This window comes from Streptomyces sp. B21-105 (assembly GCF_036898465.1).
Classification (GTDB): domain Bacteria; phylum Actinomycetota; class Actinomycetes; order Streptomycetales; family Streptomycetaceae; genus Streptomyces.
The window spans coordinates 5,327,427-5,346,456 of the sequence record NZ_JARUMJ010000001.1 but is presented as its reverse complement, the minus strand read 5'-3'; the positions used below and the strand labels follow the sequence as shown (position 1 = coordinate 5,346,456).

Sequence of the window (19,030 nt, the reverse complement as noted above, 5' to 3'; positions counted from 1 at the left end):
TTTAGCGGATTCCCGGCCTCCGAAGCCAATCGGGGCCTGCGTCCTTTCGAACGCGGATTCCTCATTTCGCGAATACGCATGCCAATGAACGCGACAGCAGACGAATCGACTGTTGTCGAGAGTTGGTTGGTACCTGCGGAATGGCTGTCCGGGGACCGACCGGGGTCGGCGCTCACGTCGGACAACTCGGAGAACACTACGTTTCACGCCAGGGTGTGTCAACTCATGTCCCGGCAGCACCCCGGAGGCGTAGTCTGACCCGCATGACTACGCGTACGTGCACCCAGCTGTGGTGGGCCGCCTGACCGGCGGCCGTGTTCACGTATGCACTCAACGGCCGCCGCTTCGGCGGCCGTTCTCGTTTCTCCCACCAGCACCCGGGGGCCGGCCGACCGGAACGGCGGTCTCGACCAGGAGGTGGAAAGATGAAGCGGGTCTTCAGCGGAGTCAAGCCGACCGGGCACCTGACGCTGGGGAACTACCTCGGCGCGCTGCGGCAGTGGGCCGACGTCGACCAGCACCGGGCCGACTCCCTGTTCTGTGTCGTCGACCTGCACGCGCTGACCGTCGACCACGATCCGGCGCGGGTACGACGGCTGAGCCGGCAGGCGGCGACGCTGTTGCTGGCCTCGGGACTGGATCCGAAGCTGTGCACCGTCTTCGTCCAGAGCCATGTGGACGAGCACGCGCGGCTGTCGTATCTGCTGGAGTGCGTGGCCACCGACGGCGAGATGCGGCGGATGATCCAGTACAGGGAGAAGGCCGCGCGGGAGCGGGGGCGCGGCGGCAGTGTGCGGCTGTCCCTGCTGACGTATCCCGTGCTGATGGCGGCGGACATCCTGGCCTACGGAACCCATGAGGTGCCGGTCGGGGACGACCAGGCGCAGCACGTGGAGCTGGCACGGGATCTGGCGGTGCGGTTCAACCAGCGGTACGGGCACACCTTCGTGGTGCCCAAGGCGACGCTGCCGGCGGTGGCTGCGCGGGTGATGAACCTTCAGGAGCCGGCGTCCAAGATGGGCAAGAGCGACGACTTCGGGCCCGGCATCGTTTATCTGCTGGACGAGCCGGACGTGGTGCGCAAGAAGGTGATGCGGGCCGTCACCGACAGCGGGCGGGAGGTCGTGTACGACCGGGCGGGGCGGCCCGGGGTCGCGAATCTGCTGGAGATCGTCGCCGCCTGTACGGGCGGGGATCCGGCGGCGCTCAGCGCGGGGTACGCGTCGTACGGCGCTCTGAAGAAGGACGCCGCCGACGCGGTGGTGGCGGTCCTGGAACCCCTGCAGGCCAGGCATCGGGAACTGTGCGCCGACCCGGTGTACGTGGAGCGGGTGCTGCGCGACGGTGCCGAGAAGGCCCGGGGGATGGCCCGGCCGGTCGTGGACCGCGCCTATCGCGCGATCGGGCTGCTTCCCCCGCTGACGGAGTCGGTGGTGGAGGCTGTGGCCGAGACGTGCGCGTCGGAGGGGGCGTTGAAGGCGGCTCGGTAGGCGCGGGGGCTGGTGGCTAGGCGTGATGCGAAGTGCTGGCGCATCGTGACCTCGCTGCCGAAGCCCGCGCGCCGGGCCACCTCCGGCATGGGGAGGTCGGTGCGTTCGAGGAGTTTCTGGGCGGCGGCGATGCGCTGGTCGAGGAGCCAGCGCAGGGGGGTGGACCCGGTCTCGGCCGTGAAGTGGCGGGCGAAGCTGCGGGCGGACATGCCGGCCCGCGCTGCCAGGTCGGCGACGGTGAGTGGCTCGTGCAGGTGACGCAGGGCGTGTTCGCGCACGGCGGCGAGGGTGTCGGCGTCCCGGTCCGAGCGGGGCGTGGGGTGCTCGATGAACTGGGCCTGGGTGCCGGTGCGGAACGGGGCGGTGACCATCGAGCGGGCGATGGTGGCGGCCGCTTCGGCGCCGTGGGAGCGGCGGACCAGGTGGAGGCAGAGGTCGATGCCGGCTGCCGTGCCGGCGGCGGTCCAGATGTTGTCGTCCTCGATGAAGAGGGCGTCGGGGACGACGGTGACCCGGGGGTGGTGGGTGCGCAGGAGGTCGACGAGGTTCCAGTGGGTGATCGCTCGGCGGCCGTCCAGGAGGCCGGCCTGGGCGAGGGTGAACGCGCCGCCGCAGAGGGCGGCGAGGGTGGTGCCGCGGGCGTGGGCGCGGCGGAGGGCGTCGAGGACGGGGGCGGGGGCTGGGGTGAGGTGGTCGTCCAGGCCGGGGACGATGATCAGGTCGGCGCGGGAGAGCCAGGCGAGGGTGCGGTCCGGGAGGAGGGCCATGCCGCCGCGCATCGGGACGGGCGCGGCGGGGTCGGCGGCGACTCGGCGCAGGTCGAAGGCGGGGGCGCCGCGGTCGGTGCGGTCGTCGCCCCAGACCTCGGTGATGACGGAGACGTCGAAGGCGCGGATGCCGGGGAAGGCGACGAGGGCGACCCGGTGCGCGGGCTTCTTCATGGCTGGCAGTAAACCATCGATCGATGGCTTTCGTACCTCTGGGGCGGGTTCCCGGATGGCGGCAGGATCGTGGGCATGGACATCGCAGAGAACGCAGCGCTGGTGGTCGTGGACGTGCAGAAGGGCTTCGAGGAGCTCGAGTTCTGGGGTGAGCGGAACAATCCGGAGGCGGACGACAACATCGCCGCTCTCATCGATGTCTGGCAGGCCTCGGGGCGGCCGGTCGTGTTCGTGCGGCACGACTCGTCGGGGCCGCGGTCGCCGTTGCGGGCGGGGTATCAGGGGAACGACTTCAAGGCGTACGTGGAGGAGAGAAGGGGGCGGGGCGCGGGGGCGGAGCTGCTGGTGACGAAGACCGTGAACTCGGCATTCCTCGGAACGCCGGATCTGGGGGCCTGGCTGACGGCTCAGGGGATCGCGCAGATCGTGGTGGCCGGGATCCAGACCAACATGTGCGCGGAGACGACGGCGCGGATGGGCGGGAACCTCGGGTATGACGTGCTGTTCGCGTACGACGCGACGTACACGTTCGGTCTGGAGGGGCCGTTCGGCTGGCGGCGGAGCGCCGAGGAACTGGCGCAGGCCTCGGCGGTGTCGCTGCACGGGGGGCGGTTCGCGCGCGTGGTCACCACGAAGGAGATCGTGGGCGCGGTCGGCGGGTGAACGACGACCGGGCCGCCGCTCCGGGAAGAGGCGGGCCGCCAGGAAGAAGCGGGCCCGGCGAACGGCGGGCCGGTTCTTCTTGCGGGCAGGTTCTTCTTGCGGGCCGGTTCTTCTGGCGCGTCAGTCCTTCTTGCCGGAGGCCAGTGCGCGGCTGCGGTCGCGGGCGGCCTCCAGGGCGGCGATGAGCGCGGCCCGTACGCCGTGGTTCTCGAGTTCGCGGATCGCGTTGATGGTGGTGCCGGCGGGGGACGTGACGTTCTCGCGGAGCTTGACCGGGTGTTCTCCGCTGTCGCGGAGCATCGTGGCGGCCCCGATCGCGGACTGGACGATGAGGTCGTGGGCCTTGTCGCGGGGCAGGCCGAGCAGAATGCCGGCGTCCGTCATGGCTTCGACCAGGTAGAAGAAGTAGGCCGGGCCGGAGCCGGAGAGCGCGGTGCAGGCGTCCTGCTGGGACTCGGGGACGCGGAGCGTCTTGCCGACGGCGCCGAAGATCTCCTCGGTGTGCGCGAGGTGGTCGGCGGTGGCGTGCGTGCCGGCGGAGATGACGGACATGGCCTCGTCGACGAGGGCGGGGGTGTTCGTCATGACGCGGACGACGGGGGTTCCGGGGGCGAGGCGCTCCTCGAAGAACGAGGTGGGGATGCCGGCCGCTCCGCTGATGACCAGGCGGTCGGCCGGGACGTGGTCGGCGAGTTCGGCGAGGAGCGTGCCCATGTCCTGCGGCTTGACCGTGAGGATGAGGGTGTCGGCGGTCTTCGCGGCTTCGGCGTTGGCGACCGGGGCGACTCCGTAGCGGGTGCGGAGTTCTTCGGCGCGCTCGGGGCGGCGGGCGGTGACGAGGAGGTCGGCGGGGGGCCAGCCGCCGCGGATCATGCCGCTGATGAGGGCTTCGCCGATCTTGCCGGCGCCGAGGACTGCGACTTTCTGGGTCATGGCTGGGGGGTCCTCCGGAGGGGTGCGTGTGGGCGCGTGGTGGGCGCGCGCGCCGCGGTGGTGCCGTCGTCGTCCGGGGTCATCCTCGCATCGGGGGTGCTTGTCCGGCTGGCGCGTCCGGTGGGCGGACGTGGGTTTTTCGCCCCCGCCGCCCCTTCCCGTCCCGTCCCTGGGGGCGCTGCCCCGAGGCCCCCGTTTCGGCCCTGGACGGGCCTCGTCCTCAAGCGCCGGACGGGCTGGGAACTGGACGGGGTGGGGGCTCACTGTGTGCGGCGGCGGAGGGTTGCGGCGCCCAGGCAGAGGACGAGGAGGGCGCAGCCGCCGACGATGAGGACGTCCCGTACGAAGGTGGCCGTCATGTCGGTGTGGGTGAGGACCTCGTTCATGCCGTCGACGGCGTACGACATGGGAAGGACGTCGGAGAGCGTCTCCAGGGCGGGGTGCATGGTGTCGCGGGGGGCGAAGAGGCCGCAGAGGAGGAGCTGGGGGAAGATCACCGCCGGCATGAACTGGACGGCCTGGAACTCGGAGGCCGCGAACGCCGAGACGAAGAGGCCGAGGGCGGTGCCGAGAAGCGCGTCGAGGAGCGCGACCAGAAGGAGCAGCCAGGGGCTGCCGGTGACGTCCAGGTCGAGGAACCAGACGGCCAGGCCGGTGGCGAGGGCCGACTGGACGATCGCGAGGGCTCCGAAGGCCAGGGCGTAGCCGGCGATCAGGTCGCCCTTGCCGAGGGGCATCGCGAGGAGGCGTTCGAGGGTGCCCGAGGTGCGTTCGCGCAGGGTGGCGATGGACGTGACCAGGAACATCGTGATCAGCGGGAAGATGCCCAGCAGGGACGCACCGATGTTGTCGAAGGTGCGGGGGCTGCCGTCGAAGACGTACCGGAGCAGAAGCAGCATCACGCAGGGGATGAGGATCAGCAGCGCGATGGTGCGGGGGTCGTGGCGCAGTTGGCGCAGGACGCGGGCGGCGGTGGCGGCGGTCCGGGAGGCGTTCAGGGCGCCGGTCGGGCTGCCGGTCGGGGCGGGGGCACGGACAGGGGTGGCGGCAGGAGTGGGGGCGTCCGGGGTCTCGGGGGGCGTCTTGGTCGTCATCGGGCGGTCTCCTTCGTGCGGGCCGCTTCCGTGGCGGCGTCCACCAGGTGCAGGAAGGCCGACTCGACCGTGTCCGCTCCTGTGCGGGTGCGCAGGGCGTCGGGGGTGGCGTCGGCGAGGATCTCGCCCTCACGCATGAGGAGCAGGCGGTGGCAGCGCTCGGCCTCGTCCATGACGTGGGAGGAGATGAGGAGGGTCGCGCCCCGGGTCGTCGCGATGTCGTGGAAGAGGTTCCACAGGTCGCGGCGCAGGACCGGGTCCAGGCCGACGGTCGGTTCGTCGAGGACCAGGAGTTCCGGGGCGCCCAGCAGGGCGACGGCCAGGGAGACGCGGTTGCGCTGGCCGCCGGAGAGGTTGCCGGCGAGGGCGTCGGCGTGGGTGGTGAGGTCGACGTCGGCGACGGCCCGGGTGACGTTCTCGTGGCGGCGGTCCGCTGCCGCTCGGCCCGGGTCGAGGATCGCGGCGAAGTAGTCCAGGTTCTGGCGGATCGTCAGGTCGTCGTAGACCGACGGGGCCTGGGTGACGTATCCGATGCGGGTGCGCAGGGCGGCGTGGCCGGCGGGACGGCCCAGCACGTCCAGGGTCCCGGCGACCTTGGCCTGGGTGCCGACGATCGAGCGCATGAGGGTCGACTTTCCGCAGCCGGAGGGACCGAGCAGGCCGGTGATCTGGCCGCGGGGGACGGTGAAGTCGAGGGCGCGCAGGACGGTGCGCGGGCCTCGGACCACGGTCAGGCCTTCGGCGCGTACGGCGGGGGCGGTGGGCGTGGCAGGTGCGGCGGGCGCGGTCTGCCCTGCGGCGGCGTCGTCGGGTGGGCGGGCGCCGGGCTTGAAATTCATCATGTGATGAATATTGCTCGTGGTGGGAGGCGCCGTCAAGGTGCACGCGGCAGGGGAAGGCGGTGAGGGCGGGGGGCGGGGGGCGCGGGTGGTGGGGGGCGGCACATGGGTGCGCGGCGGCCCTGGAGTTCCTGGAGTTGAGGGCCGCCGCGCACGGGTCGGGCGAGGGAGAGAGGAAGGAGAAGGGGAAGGGGTCGTCGGGCCGGTGGGTCAGGTCTTGGTGGCCAGCAGGAGGATCACGTCGTAGACCTCTTCGACGATGCCGTCGGGGAAGGCCCGTATCAGGTGGTCGCGTTCCTCTGTGAGGAACGCGGCGGCCGCTTCCTCGTCGTGCACGAGGAAGATCGAGTGGCTGCCGATGTTGGCCAGGTGCGTGTCGACGGGGACCCGGCGGCTCCAGCGGACCGTGCGGCGGACGAGGCCGAGACGGCCCTCGGGGTCGACGACGCGGGTGTTCACGTTCTTGTTGCCGGCGCCGGTGTTCTGCCCGAAGTGGCGTCCGACGCGTTCCGCCGCCGCGGCGAGCCACGGCACGTCGAGGGCCTCGGTGTTCCACCACAGCGCCAGCGCGCCGCCGGGACGCAGCACCCTCAGCGCCTCCGGGACCGAGCGCACCGGGTCGGTCCAGTGCCAGGACTGGGCGTAGGTGAGGAAGTCGACGGAGGCGTCGGCCAGCGGGAGGCGGTTGCCGTCACCGCGGACCACCGGCACGTCGGGCAGGGCCAGGCGGAGCTGCGCGGCCATGCCGTCCCCGGGTTCGACGGCGAGGACGTCCGCGCCGCGGGCGTGCAGGCGTGCGGTCGAGAGGCCGGTGCCGGCCCCGACGTCCACTGTTCGCGCGCCGGCGAGAGGGCGGCCGGCGAGATCCTCGATCGCGTCGAAGAGGGCGTTCGGGTAGGAGGGACGGTTCGCCGCGTACTGGGCCGCCGCGGCGTCGAAGGAGCGGGCTCGGGCCGCGTGGGAGGGGGCTGGGATGGAAGCCGTCATGGGGCCATGGTGGCTTGGGGTCGGGTGGGGAGGGAACGGGGCCCTTTTCGGGAGGGTGAACCGGGCCCTTGCTCGGGCGGCTCAGCCGCGGCGGCGCTTCTTCGACGGGTTGCCGGTGCGGCGCGTCGTGCGGCGTTCGTACCGCAGGCGGGCCGCGTCGTACTCCTCGCGGTGGAGTCGCTCGCCGGGCGCCTCGGTGAGGGTGCGGAAGAAGTACGCGAGCAGCGAGCCGACGAAGCCGACCGCCAGCAGACCGCGCAGGGAGGCCTGGCGGTCGGGGTCGGGGCGCTTGGCGAAGCCGTCCCAGGTGTGCCGGAAGGCGAGCGAGCTGCACACCGCGAACATCACGACGACCAGGACGGTCACGAAGCCGCCGAGGTCGGAGAGCGCGATGCCCTGGTAGGCGAAGCGCAGAACGAGACACGAGACGACGACGGCGAGCAGTGAGCCCAGGGCGACCGCGGCGCGGCGAACGGCGTAGCCGCGGGGGCCGGTGTCGTGGTCCAGCCAGGTGGTGCCGAAAAAGCGGAGGGGTTCGGGGCGGGGGCCGGTTCCGGTGCCCATTCCGGTTCCGGTGCCGACAGGGTCTCCCGCCGGGTCGGTGGGGGCGCCCGAGGAGGCCTCGGTGGCGCCCCGGGACTCCGCCGGGGTGCCCGGGGTGCCGTTTTCGTCGCTCACGGGACGATTATGGCTCGGGGTGCGGACGGGCCCACCGGGTGGGTGCCGCGGACCGCGGCGCCGCGGGTCGCCGAGGGCGGGGCTGGGTGCGAGCCCAGCCGGGCCGGGCGGGACCTGGACAAAGCCGGACCGGGCGAAGCCGGGCGGAGCCGGACCCGGCGGAGCGGCACCGGACCCTGCGGAGCGGCACCGATGTTGCTCGGACCGCCCCAGCCGGGTGCCACCCGCCCGAAGTCGCCGCCACCGCCCACCGGGTGGGTGCTCACGGACGCCGCCCCCGCGAGTACCGACGGGCGGAGCCGGGCCGCGCGGACCGGATGTGTCGGGACGAGTCCGAGCCGGGCCGGGCGGAGCCTGGGCAAAGCCGGACCGGGCGGGACCTGGGCAAAGCCGGACCGGGCGCGGCCGGACCGGGCGGAGCCGAGCCGAGCCGAACCAGCCGGACCGGGCGGAGCCGAGCCGAGCCGAACCAGCCGGACCGGGCCGAGCGGACCGCGTGTCCGGACGACTCCGAGCCGGGCGTGGCCAGGCCTGGGCTTAGCCCAGCCGAACGAGCCAGCCGAACGAGCCCAGCCGAACGGGCCGGGCTGACCGAAACGGGCTGACCTGAACGGGCGAAGCCAAGTCGAGCTGACCGAGCCGACGGGCCGAGCCAGCCGGGCCGGGGTGCGGTTGCGCTGGTTCGGTCTGTTTGGGGGGCGCCCGGTCGGCCGGGCCTGCGCCCCCCGATCGCCGCCGTCGAGGTCAGGAGCAGCGCGGTGCGATGTAGCCGTCGCTGCCCGTGCGCACGTACGCGTCCGAGACGTACTGGCCGTCGGCGATGTTGTCCCAGATGTTCGTGGTGCCGTAGGGGCCGGAGACCCACGTGCCCGGGCTCTGGCAGTAGACCGGGACCCGCGCGCCCTCGGCCAGGACGCGGACGACGGAGTAGCCGGTGCCCGGGCCGCTGCGCACGTTCAGCCGGACGCCCGGCGCGACCGGATAGTAGGTGAGCGCGGCGGCCGCGGTCGTGGCGACGGCTTCCGCCGCGTCGCTGTTCCCGGCCTCTTCCACGCGGTCGACAGACATGTGAAACCTCCCCCGTTGCACCCCATGACTGCCATGGGGTCCCGTTGATTCCCCCGAAACCCGCCATGAAACACGTGTGCGGAATTCGTACGCGGAGGCTAGCAAGCCGCCTCTGCGCCGCACGACTCATCGACTAGGCTCCGTGCGTCGCGCGCGCGGATGAACAGCACGGGGGTGGTCCATGACGCCACAGCGCAACACCGGAGCGGGCGCGGAAGCTGAACTTCCGGAGTATGCAGGTCACTACCGTCTCGAGGAGTGCCTGGGCTCCGGCGGCATGGGCGTGGTCCATCTGGCCCGCAGCACCTCCGGGATGAAGGTCGCGGTCAAGGTCGTGCACGCCCGGTTCGCCCGGGATCCCGAGTTCAGGGGGCGTTTCCGGCAGGAGGTGGCCGCCGCCCGCCGCGTGAGCGGGGCGTTCACCGCACCCGTCGTCGACGCGGACCCGGAGGCCGAACGGCCCTGGATGGCCACCCTGTTCATCCCCGGCTCGACGATCGCCGAGCAGGTGAAGCAGAACGGGCCCATGAACGCCGGTGAGTTGCGGCGGCTGATGGCCGGCCTCGCGGAGGCACTGCGGGACATCCACCGCGTCGGGGTCGTGCACCGGGATCTGAAGCCGAGCAACGTGCTGCTCGCCGAGGACGGTCCGAAGGTGATCGACTTCGGCATCTCCCGCCCGAAGGACAGCGAACTGCACACGGAGACCGGCAAGTTGATCGGCACGCCGCCGTTCATGGCGCCGGAGCAGTTCCGGCGCCCGCGGGAGGTCGGATCCGCCGCCGACGTCTTCGCGCTCGGCTCCGTGATGGTGCACGCGGCGACGGGACGCGGACCGTTCGACTCCGACAGCCCGTACGTCGTCGCCTACCAGGTCGTCCACGACGAACCGGATCTGACGGGCGTACCGGACAACCTCGCGCCCCTCGTGACGCGTTGCCTCGCCAAGGAGCCGGAGGACCGGCCCACCCCGGACGAACTCATGCGCGCACTGCGGACGGTGGCGGCCTCCTACGACACCCAGGTGTTCGTACCGCCGCAGCGAGCTCAGAAGGAGTCGGAGCCCGGGGCGTGGGCAGGTGCCCCCACCTCCCCCACCTCCCCCTCGGCCGGGGAATCCGGGCAGACCACCGCGGCCGCGACCGCAGGGGACGGCGGGACCGCAGGGGACAGCGGGACGGGCGGGAAGGCCGGGACCGCCGACGGGGGCGGGAAGCCGCGGGGACGACGTGGGTGGAGGGTGCTCGCGGCCGGTGCGCTGGCCGTCGTCCTCTGCGGCGGCGCGCTCGGGGCGGCGCGGATGCTCGACGGCGCGGGCCGGGGTGGGCGGGGGAACGCCGGCGGCGCGCACTCCGCGTCGCCCGCCCTCGCCGACTGGAGCGTGCAGCCCATGAAGCGCGGCGGCCAGAAGGCGGGCGGCGGCACGGGCGGCCTGCCGCAGTGCGGGTACGCCGCACGACTGCTGGTCTGCGCCCAGGCCGGGCAGGTGTCCGCGCTGAACGCGTCCGACGGACGCATGCTGTGGCGGCGGGCGGTCCCCGAGGGCGACGGGCCCGTCAAGGCGCCGGCGCTCGCGGGCGGACTGGCGCTGGTGGTCACCGACTCGGGCAGGCGGATGGAGGCGCTCGACCCGGCGTCGGGCGTGCCGCGCTGGCAGCGGGATCTGACGCCGTACCCCGGCGTCCGCACCGTCGGCGACACCCTGCTGCTGACCGCGGCCGACGGCAGGGTGACCGGGGTGGACGCGGCGACGGGCAGGACGGCGTGGAGCCGGCCGATCCCGGGGCTGAGCGAGCCGTACTTCGTGTCGTTCGCGCAGGACGCGCGGCCGCTGGCCTACGCGTCGAGCACCTCGGACGACGGACGGCGCACCCGGATCACGGCCGTGGACCCGGCGACGGGCCAGGTGCGGTGGGAGAAGCGGTTCGAGGGGACGGTCGTCCCCGCGGGCACCGCGGGCGACAGCCTCGTCCTGCTGTCCGAGGGCAGTGCGTACGGCGACGTCGACGCCGTGCTCCGCTACCGGCCGGGGGACGCCGCGCCACGGCGCACCGGCCTGGGCGTCGCCCTCCAGGGGGTGCGGGCCACCGTGCACGGCGACCGGGTATACCTGCTGGCCTTCGACGGGTCGCTGGTGGCCGTAGACACGGCCGCGGAGAAGGAGCTGTGGTCGCTGCAGACGGCGGTGAGCCGGGGTTCGGCGCCGTCCGCCGACGGCCGGCACGTCTACTTCGGCGCCGCCGACGGACGTCTCCTCGCGGTGGACGCCGACAAGGGCAGGCTCGTCGGGCAGACGGGACTGCGCCTCGGGGCCGAGTCGGACAGGGTGGTGGCCTCGCTGCCCGCGCCCACTGCGGTCGACGGCCGTGTCTACACCGGTGCGCCCGACGGGACCGTCTTCACCGTGGACGGGCGGGCCCCGGAGGACTGGTAGCCGCCGCCACCGCCGATACCGATACCGATACCCAAACCGATACCGCGAACGCGCCGAGGGCCGCCTCCGCACGGGTATCGGCGGAGACGGCCCTCACGGGGCCGGTCCTGGTGTCGGTCGCGGGCGTCAGCCCAGCTTCGACACGTCCCGCACCGCGCCCTTGTCGGCGCTCGTGGCCATCGCGGCGTAGGCCCGCAGGGCGGCGGACACCTTGCGCTCGCGGTGCTTCGGCGCGTACACGCCGCCGAGGGCCGCCTCGCGCCGGGCGAGCTCGGCGTCGTCCACGAGGAGCTCGATGGTGCGGTTCGGGATGTCGATGCGGATGCGGTCGCCGTCCTCGACAAGGGCGATGGTGCCGCCGGAGGCAGCCTCGGGCGACGCGTGGCCGATCGACAGGCCGGAGGTGCCGCCGGAGAAACGGCCGTCGGTGATCAGGGCGCAGGTCTTGCCGAGGCCGCGGCCCTTGAGGAAGGACGTCGGGTAGAGCATCTCCTGCATGCCCGGCCCGCCCTTGGGGCCCTCGTAGCGGATGACGACGACGTCGCCGTGCGTCACCTGCTTGTTGAGGATCTTCTCGACGGCCTCCTCCTGCGACTCGCAGACGACCGCCGGGCCCTCGAAGGTCCAGATCGACTCGTCGACGCCGGCCGTCTTGACCACGCAGCCGTCGACGGCGAGGTTGCCGCGCAGCACGGCGAGGCCGCCGTCCTTGCTGTAGGCGTGCTCGGCGGAGCGGATGCAGCCGCCCTCGGCGTCCTCGTCCAGCGCCTCCCAGCGCTCGGACTGGGAGAAGGCCTCGGCGGAGCGGACGCAGCCGGGGGCCGCGTGCCACAGCTCCAGGGCCTCCGGGGACGGCGAGCCGGCACGGACGTCCCACGTCTTCAGCCAGTCCCCCAGGGACGGGCTGTGGACCGCGTGCACGTCCTCGTTGAGCAGGCCCGCGCGGTGCAGTTCGCCGAGCAGGGCGGGGATGCCGCCGGCCCGGTGCACGTCCTCCATGTAGTACGTGCGGTTCTTCGCGACGTTCGGCGCGACCTTGGCCAGGCAGGGCACGCGACGCGAGACCTCGTTGATCTCCTCCAGGCCGAACGGGACGCCCGCCTCCTGGGCGGCGGCGAGGAGGTGCAGGATCGTGTTGGTCGAGCCGCCCATCGCGATGTCGAGGGCCATCGCGTTCTCGAAGGCCGCGATGGTGGCGATGTTGCGGGGCAGGACCGTCTCGTCGTCCTGCTCGTAGTAGCGGCGGGTGATGTCCATCACCGTGCGGCCCGCGTCCTCGTACAGCGCCCGGCGGGCCGTGTGGGTGGCCAGGACCGAGCCGTTGCCGGGGAGCGACAGGCCGATGGCCTCGGTCAGGCAGTTCATCGAGTTGGCCGTGAACATGCCGGAACAGCTGCCGCAGGTCGGGCAGGCGTTCTCCTCGATGCGGAGGATGTCCTCGTCCGAGATCTTGTCGTTGACGGCGTCGGAGATCGCGTCGACCAGGTCGAGCGTGCGGACCGTGCCGTCGACGAGGGTGGCGCGGCCGGACTCCATCGGGCCGCCGGAGACGAAGACCGTCGGGATGTTCAGGCGCAGCGCCGCGTTCAGCATGCCCGGGGTGATCTTGTCGCAGTTGGAGATGCAGATCAGGGCGTCGGCGCAGTGCGCCTCGACCATGTACTCCACGCTGTCCGCGATCAGGTCGCGGGAGGGCAGGCTGTAGAGCATGCCGCCGTGACCCATCGCGATGCCGTCGTCGACGGCGATCGTGTTGAACTCGCGCGGGATGCCGCCGGCCGCGGTGATCGCCTCGCTGACGATCCGGCCGACCGGCTGGAGGTGCGTGTGCCCGGGCACGAACTCGGTGAAACTGTTGGCCACCGCGATGATCGGCTTCCGGCCGATGTCCGCACCGGGTACACCAGAGGCGCGCATAAGGGCGCGGGCGCCCGCCATATTGCGGCCGTGGGTGACTGTGCGGGACCTCAGCTCGGGCATCGTCGCTCGCTCCTTCAGAGACTGCGATCAGAGACTTCTGACTGTTGACGAGCGTACGCCGGTCATCCAGAGGGCGGACACTGTGTCCGCATACCGGGATGCATGTCTCACCTCCCGGCCCGCGTGCGGGGCTGCCCGTCAGCCCGCGTGCGGGACTGCCCGTCTAGCCCGCGTGCGGGGCTGCCTGCGAGCCCGCGTGCAGACCCGCGTGCGTACCCGCGTTCGCGCCCCCTCCGGGTCGCGCCTCACGGTCCGGTCAGGTGCCCCTGTACGACCGGCGCCACGCGCGCGATGATCTGCTCCAGATCAGCCGAGGCCAGCGGTTCCACCTTGATCACGTACCGCAGCATCGCGCAGCCGACCAGCTGCGCCGCCGCGAGTTCGGCGCGCAGCTCGGCGTCCGGCAGATCCAGCTGGGCGGCGATGCGGCGCAGCAGCTGCGAGGCGACCAGGCGCCGGAAGACGGCGGCCGCGGTGTCGTTGTTCACCGCGGAGCGCACGATCGCCAGCAGGGGCTTGCGGGTGGTGGGGTTCTCCCAGACGCCGAGGACGAAACGGGCGAGCCGCTCGCCGACCTGGTCCGGGGGCCCGTCGGCGACCGCGTCCGGCGCGCTGAGCGCGGGCGCGAAGGCCACCTCGATCGAGGCCTCGAAGACCTGCTCCTTGGTGCCGAAGTAGTGGTGCACGAGCGCCGGGTCCACCCCGGCCGCCTTCGCGATGCCTCGGACGGACGTCTTCTCGTAGCCCCGCTCGGAGAACTCCTCGCGGGCGGCGGCCAGGATGCGGTCCCGGGTGTCCGCCGACTCCGCGCGTGGGGGGCGGCCCCGCCTGCGGGCGGTGACGCCGGTCATCGGCGGCGGGCCTTCGGGCGCCGGAACGCGGCCCGGGACTTCGGGGAGCTCGGGGAGGAGGACCTCGAGGACGGCATCGCAGCCCCCGAGGGGACATCGGACGAGGCGGACCCAGTGGACGCCGAGGACGCTGTGGGCGTTGAGGACCCCGAGGGCTTTGAGGGCGGCGCGGGGGGCTTCGACGGGGGCGCGGCGGCCGGAGCGGCCGGGGAGGACACCGTGGCGGGTGAGGCAGGCGAGGAGGGCGAGGCGAGGTGCAGGCGCGTGAAGGCGAGGGCCTCCGCCAGGTCGGCCTCCCGTTCGGCGCCGGACATCGCGCGCCGCGTGTTGACCTCGATGACGACGTGCCCGTCGAAGCCGGTCAGCGCGAGCCGTTCCAGCAGCTCGGCGCAGGGCTGGGAGCCGCGCCCGGGCACCAGGTGCTCGTCCTTCGCCGAACCGTTTCCGTCGGCGAGGTGGACGTGGCCCAGCCGGTCGGCCATGCGGTCGACCATCTGCATCGCGTCCGCGCGGGCCGTCGAGGCGTGGCTGAGGTCAATGGTGAAGTGCCGGTAGTCGTCCTTCGTGACGTCCCAGTCGGGCGCGTAGGCGAGCATCTCGCGGTCGCGGTAGCGCCACGGGTACATGTTCTCGACGGCGAACCGCACGTCCGTCTCGTCGGCCATCCGCCAGATGCCGGTGACGAAGTCGCGCGCGTACTGGCGCTGCCAGCGGAACGGCGGGTGGACGACGACGGTGCTCGCGCCGAGCTTCTCCGCCGCCGCGCGGGCCCGCTGCAGCTTCGTCCACGGGTCGGTCGACCACACCCGCTGCGTGATCAGCAGACAGGGGGCGTGAACGGCGAGGATCGGGATGCGGTGGTGGTCGCTGAGCCTGCGCAGCGCGTCGATGTCCTGGCTGACGGGGTCGTTCCAGACCATGACCTCGACGCCGTCGTACCCGAGGCGCGCGGCGATCTCGAAGGCCGTCGCCGTCGACTCCGGGTAGACCGAGGCCGTCGACAGGGCGACCTTCGCATCGGGGATCCGCACGACTGGCTCTGCCATGGTGGACAGGTTACGGGGTGCGGTCGGGTGGGACCGCGCCCCCATTCGCCGTTGTGGCGTTCCCCACGGGACGGCTCGTCGTCGGGGCGGGTGCGCCGGGGTGCTGCGCCAGGGCCGTACGCCGGACGGATGCGCCGGGGTGGTGCGCGCCGTGGGCCGCCGCTCCGCCGCAGGCCCGGATCACGTCGTCGCCATGTGATCGAGCTTGCGGAGGATCACGCCCTCCCTGAGCGCCCAGGGGCAGATCTCCAGGGCCTCCACGCCGAAGAGGTCCATCGCCCCCTCGGCCACCAGCGCGCCGGCGAGCAGCTGGTTGGCGCGGCCCTCGGACACGCCCGGGAGCTCCGCGCGCTGGGCGGTCGTCATGCCGGCGAGGCGCGGCACCCACGACTCCAGGGACTCCCGCTTGAGCTCCCGCTGCGTGTAGAGGCCGTCGGCGGAGCGGGCGGCGCCGGCGATGCGGGCGAGCTGCTTGAAGGTCTTCGAGGTGCCGACGACGTGGTCGGGGGATCCGAGGCGGCTGAACTCCCCGACCGTGCGGGCGATCTGCGCCCTGGCGTGACGGCGCAGGGCGCGTATGTCCTCGGGGTCCGGCAGGTCGCCCGGGAGCCAGCCCGCGGTGAGGCGGCCGGCGCCCAGCGGCAGGGACGCGGCCGCGTCGGGCTCCTCGTCCATGCCGTACGCGATCTCCAGGGAGCCGCCGCCGATGTCCAGGACGAGCAGCTTGCCCGCCGACCAGCCGAACCAGCGGCGGGCTGCGAGGAAGGTGAGCCGGGCCTCCTCGGCGCCGGTGAGGACCTGGAGCTCCACGCCGGTCTCGGCCTGCACGCGCGCGAGGACGTCGTCGGCGTTGGTGGCCTCGCGCACGGCGGAGGTCGCGAACGGCAGCAGGTCCTCGACGCCCTTGTCCTCGGCGGCCTGCAGCGCATCGTGGACGACCGCGATCAGCCGGTCTATGCCGTCGTCGCCGATCGCCCCGTCCTCGTCGAGGAGTTGGGCGAGGCGCAGTTCCGCCTTGTGCGAGTGCGCGGGAAGGGGCCGCGCGCCGGGGTGGGCGTCCACCACCAGCAGATGCACCGTGTTCGATCCCACGTCGAGGACACCGAGTCTCATGTAGGGCACGCTACTGCCCGTGCGGCCGTGGGCCGTCCCCGAAGGGGCTTCCCGCGTCTTACCCTGGACGAGTGCCAAAGACGAAAAAGGCGAAGACCGACAAATCCACCGGCGGTTCTTCGCGGGCGGACGTGGTGACGGCGACCAAGAAGGCGATGAAGGCGAAGCAGGCGAAGAAGGTCCCGGAAGCGACCCCGGCAGCGGACGAGAAGGGGCTCGACTTCGCGCGCGCGTGGGTGGAGTTTCCTGATCCGGCGGACGGCGAACAGGTCTTCCGGTGCGATCTGACATGGCTGACCTCTCGCTGGAACTGCATCTTCGGCAGCGGCTGCCAGGGCATCCAGGCGGGCCGCGCGGACGACGGGTGCTGCACGCTGGGCGCCCACTTCTCCGACGAGGACGACGAGAAGCGTGTCGCCGGGCATGTGGCGAGGCTCACCCCCGACGTCTGGCAGCACCACGCCGAGGGCACACAGGACGGCTGGATCACGGAGGACGACGAGGGCTCGCGCCAGACCCGTCCGTTCAACGGGTCGTGCATCTTCCAGAACCGTCCGGGCTTCGCGGGCGGCGCGGGCTGCTCGCTGCACATCCTGGCCCTGAAGGAGGGCCGCGAACCGCTGGAGACCAAGCCGGACGTCTGCTGGCAGCTTCCGGTGCGGCGGACGTACGACTGGATCGACCGGCCGGACGACACGCGCGTGCTGCAGGTGTCGATCGGCGAGTACGACCGGCGGGGCTGGGGTCCCGGCGGCCACGACCTGCACTGGTGGTGCACGTCGGCGACCTCGGCGCACGGCGCGGGCGACCCGGTGTACGTCTCCTACCGGCCGGAACTGACCGAGCTGATGGGCAAGGCCGGCTACGACCGCCTGGTCGAACTGTGCGAGGAACGACTCGCCGGACAGCTCCCGCTCCTCGCCCCGCACCCGGCGGACCCGGCGCCTCCGACGAGCTGAACGTCCGAGGCGCGCCCGCCGGGCCGCGGCTCAGGACGTCTCCGGGCTCGGGGGTTCGCCGTCGCCGGTCGGCGGTGGCGGGTCGGCCGGGGACGGGTCGGCCGGGGTGGGGTCAGGGTCCGGGTCGGGGTCGGAGGGCGGGTCGGTGGGGGTCGGGTCCGGTGTGGACGGCGTCGTGGGCGTGGGCTCCGGGTCGGTGGCCGGGGGCGGGTCACCATGGCCCGTACCGGGGCCGTGGCCTGTGCCGGGGCCGGGGTCCGGGCCGTTCCCGGGGGCGGAGGGGCCGGGGGCGGTGCCGTAGCCCCCGATGGAGACGACGGCGCCGGCCGGGGCGATCGCCACGCGTGCGTGCCACGGGCCGGCCGGCTCGCGCAGGTGATCCACGTACACCTTCACCGTCACCGACTCGCCGGGCCGCAGGACGCCCGCGGACCGGCTCAGGTACAGCCAGGGCGCCGCGGTGACGGCCGACCAGCGGACCGGACCGTCCGCGTCGACGTCCGCGGTCAGGGTGACGAGCGTGGTGTCGCCGTGGGTGGCGGCCGTCACGGAGAGCCGCCCGGCGGCGTTCGGGGCGAGTCCCGTGACGCTGACGACCTCCACGGACACATCCGTGTCGTCGCCCCTCGCGCCGTCGCTCCGGGGGCGGGCGCTGGCGTTCCCGGCGTTCTCGTAGCCGGCCTCCGCCTCGTCGTCCAGGTTGTCGGAGCCGTGCGCCTCACTGACGCCGACCGGGCGGCCTTCGGCGCCCTCCCCCGTCGGCGTTCCCCGGTAGGCCGCCCACAGGGCGAGCACGGGAGCGGCGACGACGGTGGCGACGACGGTCGTCGTGACCGCACGCGCGCGCAGACGCTCCCGGCGGGCGGCGTGGTCCTTGGGGTCCATAGGGAAGCCGCGCCGGTCGTAGCGCGGCACCGCGGTCCGCCGTGCGCGCGGGAGGTGGTTCATGGCGGCGTGCAGCTGCGCGCGGGGCGCTTCCAGCACGGGCAGCTCGGCGGGGGTGACGCCGGCGCCGGGCCAGCGGCCGGGGACGGCACGTCCGGCGGCCCGGCGGCAGCGCGGACAGTCGTCGACGTGCCGGACGAGTTCACGGCGCAGCGCGGCGCTGAGCACGAGCCGGCTCCCGCCGGTCAGCCGTGCCACGCCGGGGCAGCCGCCGGTCTCGACCACGGTGAGGGCAGCGCGCGTGCGTTCCACCTCGCAGGCGGCCGTGGCGAGCAGTTCGCGGGCGGCGACGAGGTCCTTGCCCAGAACGGCGGCGACCTCGTGGACGGCGAGATGGTGGCGCACGGCGAGTTCGAGCGCCTCGCGCTGTTCCGGCGTCGTGCCGGCGGCTTCCGGCCAGGCCAGCAGGGAGAGCTCGCGTCTCTGCCGTTCCTGGACGGCGTCGGGCGCGCCGGCCGCGGCCGAACGGGCGGAGGACGTGGGTGAGGCGGCGGAGGACGTGAGTGAGGCGGCGGAGGACGTGAGTGAGGCGGCCGAGGGAGCGGCGGACGCGGCGGCCGTCGCCGATTGCTGTCCCGGCTGCTGTCCCGGCTGCCGGCGGCGACCGTCGCGGTGCGACGCGTGGGCGCTCCGGTGCTTCTGCCTGGCCTCGGCGAGCTTGCGCAGACAGGCCCAGCGGGCGAGGGCGTACAGCCAGGCCCGGCGGTCGCCCGGGGTGTGCGGGCCGCGCTGGCCGCGCCGCTCGGCGAACGCCAGGGCGTCGCCGAGGGCCGCGGTGGCCGCCTCGTGGTCGCACAGAACAGACAGACAGTAGGTGAACAGGCCGTCCAGGTACGGCTCGTAGCGCGTGGACGGCCGCTGCGCGAGCGTGCGCGCCGCAGCGCCGTCTCGCGCCTCCCGGTGCGCCCGGTGCGCGCCGGTCGTGCGGGTCGAGGTTTCCGGGCTGCTGCTCATCACCCGTGCGACCGTAGGCGGCACGGAACCGGGTCTTCTTGTCCCTTGAGTCCAT

Annotated in this window: 16 protein-coding genes; 4 read left to right on the top strand and 12 right to left on the bottom strand. The window is 73.1% G+C overall.

From position 1 onward, the window contains the following. The first annotated feature begins 425 nt into the window (after nt 1-425). A complete protein-coding gene (gene trpS / locus QA802_RS24130; RefSeq protein ID WP_334526391.1) occupies nt 426-1,490 on the top strand; it encodes a tryptophan--tRNA ligase in 1,065 nt (354 codons plus the stop codon). On the opposite strand, the gene QA802_RS24125 is transcribed toward trpS, so the two are convergent. Continuing rightward, entirely contained in the window at nt 1,391-2,431 is a 1,041-nt protein-coding gene (locus tag QA802_RS24125; protein ID WP_334526388.1) for a GlxA family transcriptional regulator, read from the bottom strand. The genes trpS and QA802_RS24125 overlap by 100 nt on opposite strands. Before the next feature lie 75 nt (nt 2,432-2,506). On the opposite strand from QA802_RS24125, the gene QA802_RS24120 reads away from it, so the two are divergent. Further along, complete coding sequence (locus QA802_RS24120) at nt 2,507-3,094, top strand: cysteine hydrolase family protein (RefSeq protein WP_334526385.1); 588 nt, start codon at nt 2,507-2,509, stop codon at nt 3,092-3,094. 120 nt (nt 3,095-3,214) lie between these two features. Here the strand turns inward: QA802_RS24120 and proC are convergent, their stop codons facing one another. From proC to QA802_RS24090, 6 genes are all read right to left on the bottom strand, one after another. After that, nucleotides 3,215-4,027 carry a pyrroline-5-carboxylate reductase gene (gene proC / locus QA802_RS24115; RefSeq protein WP_334526382.1) on the bottom strand — a complete coding sequence of 271 codons (813 nt, stop codon included), beginning with the start codon at nt 4,025-4,027 and terminating at the stop codon, nt 3,215-3,217. 260 nt (nt 4,028-4,287) lie between these two features. Next, complete coding sequence (locus QA802_RS24110; protein ID WP_334526380.1) at nt 4,288-5,121, bottom strand: ABC transporter permease; 834 nt, start codon at nt 5,119-5,121, stop codon at nt 4,288-4,290. Further along, nucleotides 5,118-5,963 carry an ABC transporter ATP-binding protein gene (locus QA802_RS24105; protein WP_334526377.1) on the bottom strand — a complete coding sequence of 282 codons (846 nt, stop codon included), beginning with the start codon at nt 5,961-5,963 and terminating at the stop codon, nt 5,118-5,120. Before QA802_RS24105 ends, QA802_RS24110 begins: the two co-directional genes overlap by 4 nt. A 207-nt stretch (nt 5,964-6,170) precedes the next feature. Further along, the gene (locus tag QA802_RS24100; RefSeq protein WP_334526375.1) at nt 6,171-6,947 is read right to left on the bottom strand and encodes a class I SAM-dependent methyltransferase; all 777 of its coding nucleotides are present in this window, start codon (nt 6,945-6,947) and stop codon (nt 6,171-6,173) included. Nucleotides 6,948-7,028: 81 nt separating this feature from the next. After that, nucleotides 7,029-7,625 carry an EamA/RhaT family transporter gene (locus tag QA802_RS24095; protein WP_443042174.1) on the bottom strand — a complete coding sequence of 199 codons (597 nt, stop codon included), beginning with the start codon at nt 7,623-7,625 and terminating at the stop codon, nt 7,029-7,031. Between the two features lie 744 nt (nt 7,626-8,369). Beyond that, nucleotides 8,370-8,693 (bottom strand): SH3 domain-containing protein, encoded by a 324-nt coding sequence (locus QA802_RS24090; protein WP_334526372.1) that lies wholly within the window; start codon nt 8,691-8,693, stop codon nt 8,370-8,372. A gap of 181 nt (nt 8,694-8,874) precedes the next feature. Between QA802_RS24090 and QA802_RS24085 the strand changes: the two genes are divergently transcribed. Further along, nucleotides 8,875-11,127, top strand: a complete 2,253-nt coding sequence (locus tag QA802_RS24085) for a serine/threonine-protein kinase (protein ID WP_334526369.1) — start codon at nt 8,875-8,877, stop codon at nt 11,125-11,127. Nucleotides 11,128-11,253: 126 nt separating this feature from the next. Here QA802_RS24085 and ilvD read toward each other — a convergent pair whose 3' ends face one another. From ilvD to QA802_RS24065, 4 genes are all read right to left on the bottom strand, one after another. Next, nucleotides 11,254-13,107, bottom strand: coding sequence for a dihydroxy-acid dehydratase (ilvD, locus tag QA802_RS24080; protein ID WP_334526366.1), 1,854 nt, complete (start codon nt 13,105-13,107; stop codon nt 11,254-11,256). Nucleotides 13,108-13,352: 245 nt separating this feature from the next. Then, nucleotides 13,353-13,958 (bottom strand): TetR/AcrR family transcriptional regulator, encoded by a 606-nt coding sequence (locus QA802_RS24075; protein WP_334526363.1) that lies wholly within the window; start codon nt 13,956-13,958, stop codon nt 13,353-13,355. Beyond that, entirely contained in the window at nt 13,955-15,004 is a 1,050-nt protein-coding gene (locus tag QA802_RS24070; protein ID WP_443042173.1) for a sugar phosphate isomerase/epimerase family protein, read from the bottom strand. Before QA802_RS24070 ends, QA802_RS24075 begins: the two co-directional genes overlap by 4 nt. A 180-nt stretch (nt 15,005-15,184) precedes the next feature. Further along, nucleotides 15,185-16,117, bottom strand: coding sequence for a Ppx/GppA family phosphatase (locus tag QA802_RS24065; protein WP_334526360.1), 933 nt, complete (start codon nt 16,115-16,117; stop codon nt 15,185-15,187). Between the two features lie 155 nt (nt 16,118-16,272). On the opposite strand from QA802_RS24065, the gene QA802_RS24060 reads away from it, so the two are divergent. Continuing rightward, nucleotides 16,273-17,076, top strand: a complete 804-nt coding sequence (locus QA802_RS24060) for a DUF3109 family protein (protein WP_334534852.1) — start codon at nt 16,273-16,275, stop codon at nt 17,074-17,076. 30 nt (nt 17,077-17,106) lie between these two features. Here the strand turns inward: QA802_RS24060 and QA802_RS24055 are convergent, their stop codons facing one another. Then, entirely contained in the window at nt 17,107-18,975 is a 1,869-nt protein-coding gene (locus QA802_RS24055; RefSeq protein ID WP_334526357.1) for a hypothetical protein, read from the bottom strand. Nucleotides 18,976-19,030 lie beyond the last annotated feature (55 nt).

Bases quoted from the DNA above. Each gene is read 5' to 3' on its own strand.
- trpS (WP_334526391.1), top strand. From the start codon at position 426: ATGAAGCGGGTCTTCAGCGGAGTCAAGCCGACCGGGCACCTGACGCTG.
- QA802_RS24125 (WP_334526388.1), bottom strand. From the start codon at position 2,431: ATGAAGAAGCCCGCGCACCGGGTCGCCCTCGTCGCCTTCCCCGGCATC.
- QA802_RS24120 (WP_334526385.1), top strand. From the start codon at position 2,507: ATGGACATCGCAGAGAACGCAGCGCTGGTGGTCGTGGACGTGCAGAAG.
- proC (WP_334526382.1), bottom strand. From the start codon at position 4,027: ATGACCCAGAAAGTCGCAGTCCTCGGCGCCGGCAAGATCGGCGAAGCC.
- QA802_RS24110 (WP_334526380.1), bottom strand. From the start codon at position 5,121: ATGACGACCAAGACGCCCCCCGAGACCCCGGACGCCCCCACTCCTGCC.
- QA802_RS24105 (WP_334526377.1), bottom strand. From the start codon at position 5,963: ATGATGAATTTCAAGCCCGGCGCCCGCCCACCCGACGACGCCGCCGCA.
- QA802_RS24100 (WP_334526375.1), bottom strand. From the start codon at position 6,947: ATGACGGCTTCCATCCCAGCCCCCTCCCACGCGGCCCGAGCCCGCTCC.
- QA802_RS24090 (WP_334526372.1), bottom strand. From the start codon at position 8,693: ATGTCTGTCGACCGCGTGGAAGAGGCCGGGAACAGCGACGCGGCGGAA.
- QA802_RS24085 (WP_334526369.1), top strand. From the start codon at position 8,875: ATGACGCCACAGCGCAACACCGGAGCGGGCGCGGAAGCTGAACTTCCG.
- ilvD (WP_334526366.1), bottom strand. From the start codon at position 13,107: ATGCCCGAGCTGAGGTCCCGCACAGTCACCCACGGCCGCAATATGGCG.
- QA802_RS24075 (WP_334526363.1), bottom strand. From the start codon at position 13,958: ATGACCGGCGTCACCGCCCGCAGGCGGGGCCGCCCCCCACGCGCGGAG.
- QA802_RS24070 (WP_443042173.1), bottom strand. From the start codon at position 15,004: ATGGCAGAGCCAGTCGTGCGGATCCCCGATGCGAAGGTCGCCCTGTCG.
- QA802_RS24065 (WP_334526360.1), bottom strand. From the start codon at position 16,117: ATGAGACTCGGTGTCCTCGACGTGGGATCGAACACGGTGCATCTGCTG.
- QA802_RS24060 (WP_334534852.1), top strand. From the start codon at position 16,273: ATGAAGGCGAAGCAGGCGAAGAAGGTCCCGGAAGCGACCCCGGCAGCG.
- QA802_RS24055 (WP_334526357.1), bottom strand. From the start codon at position 18,975: ATGAGCAGCAGCCCGGAAACCTCGACCCGCACGACCGGCGCGCACCGG.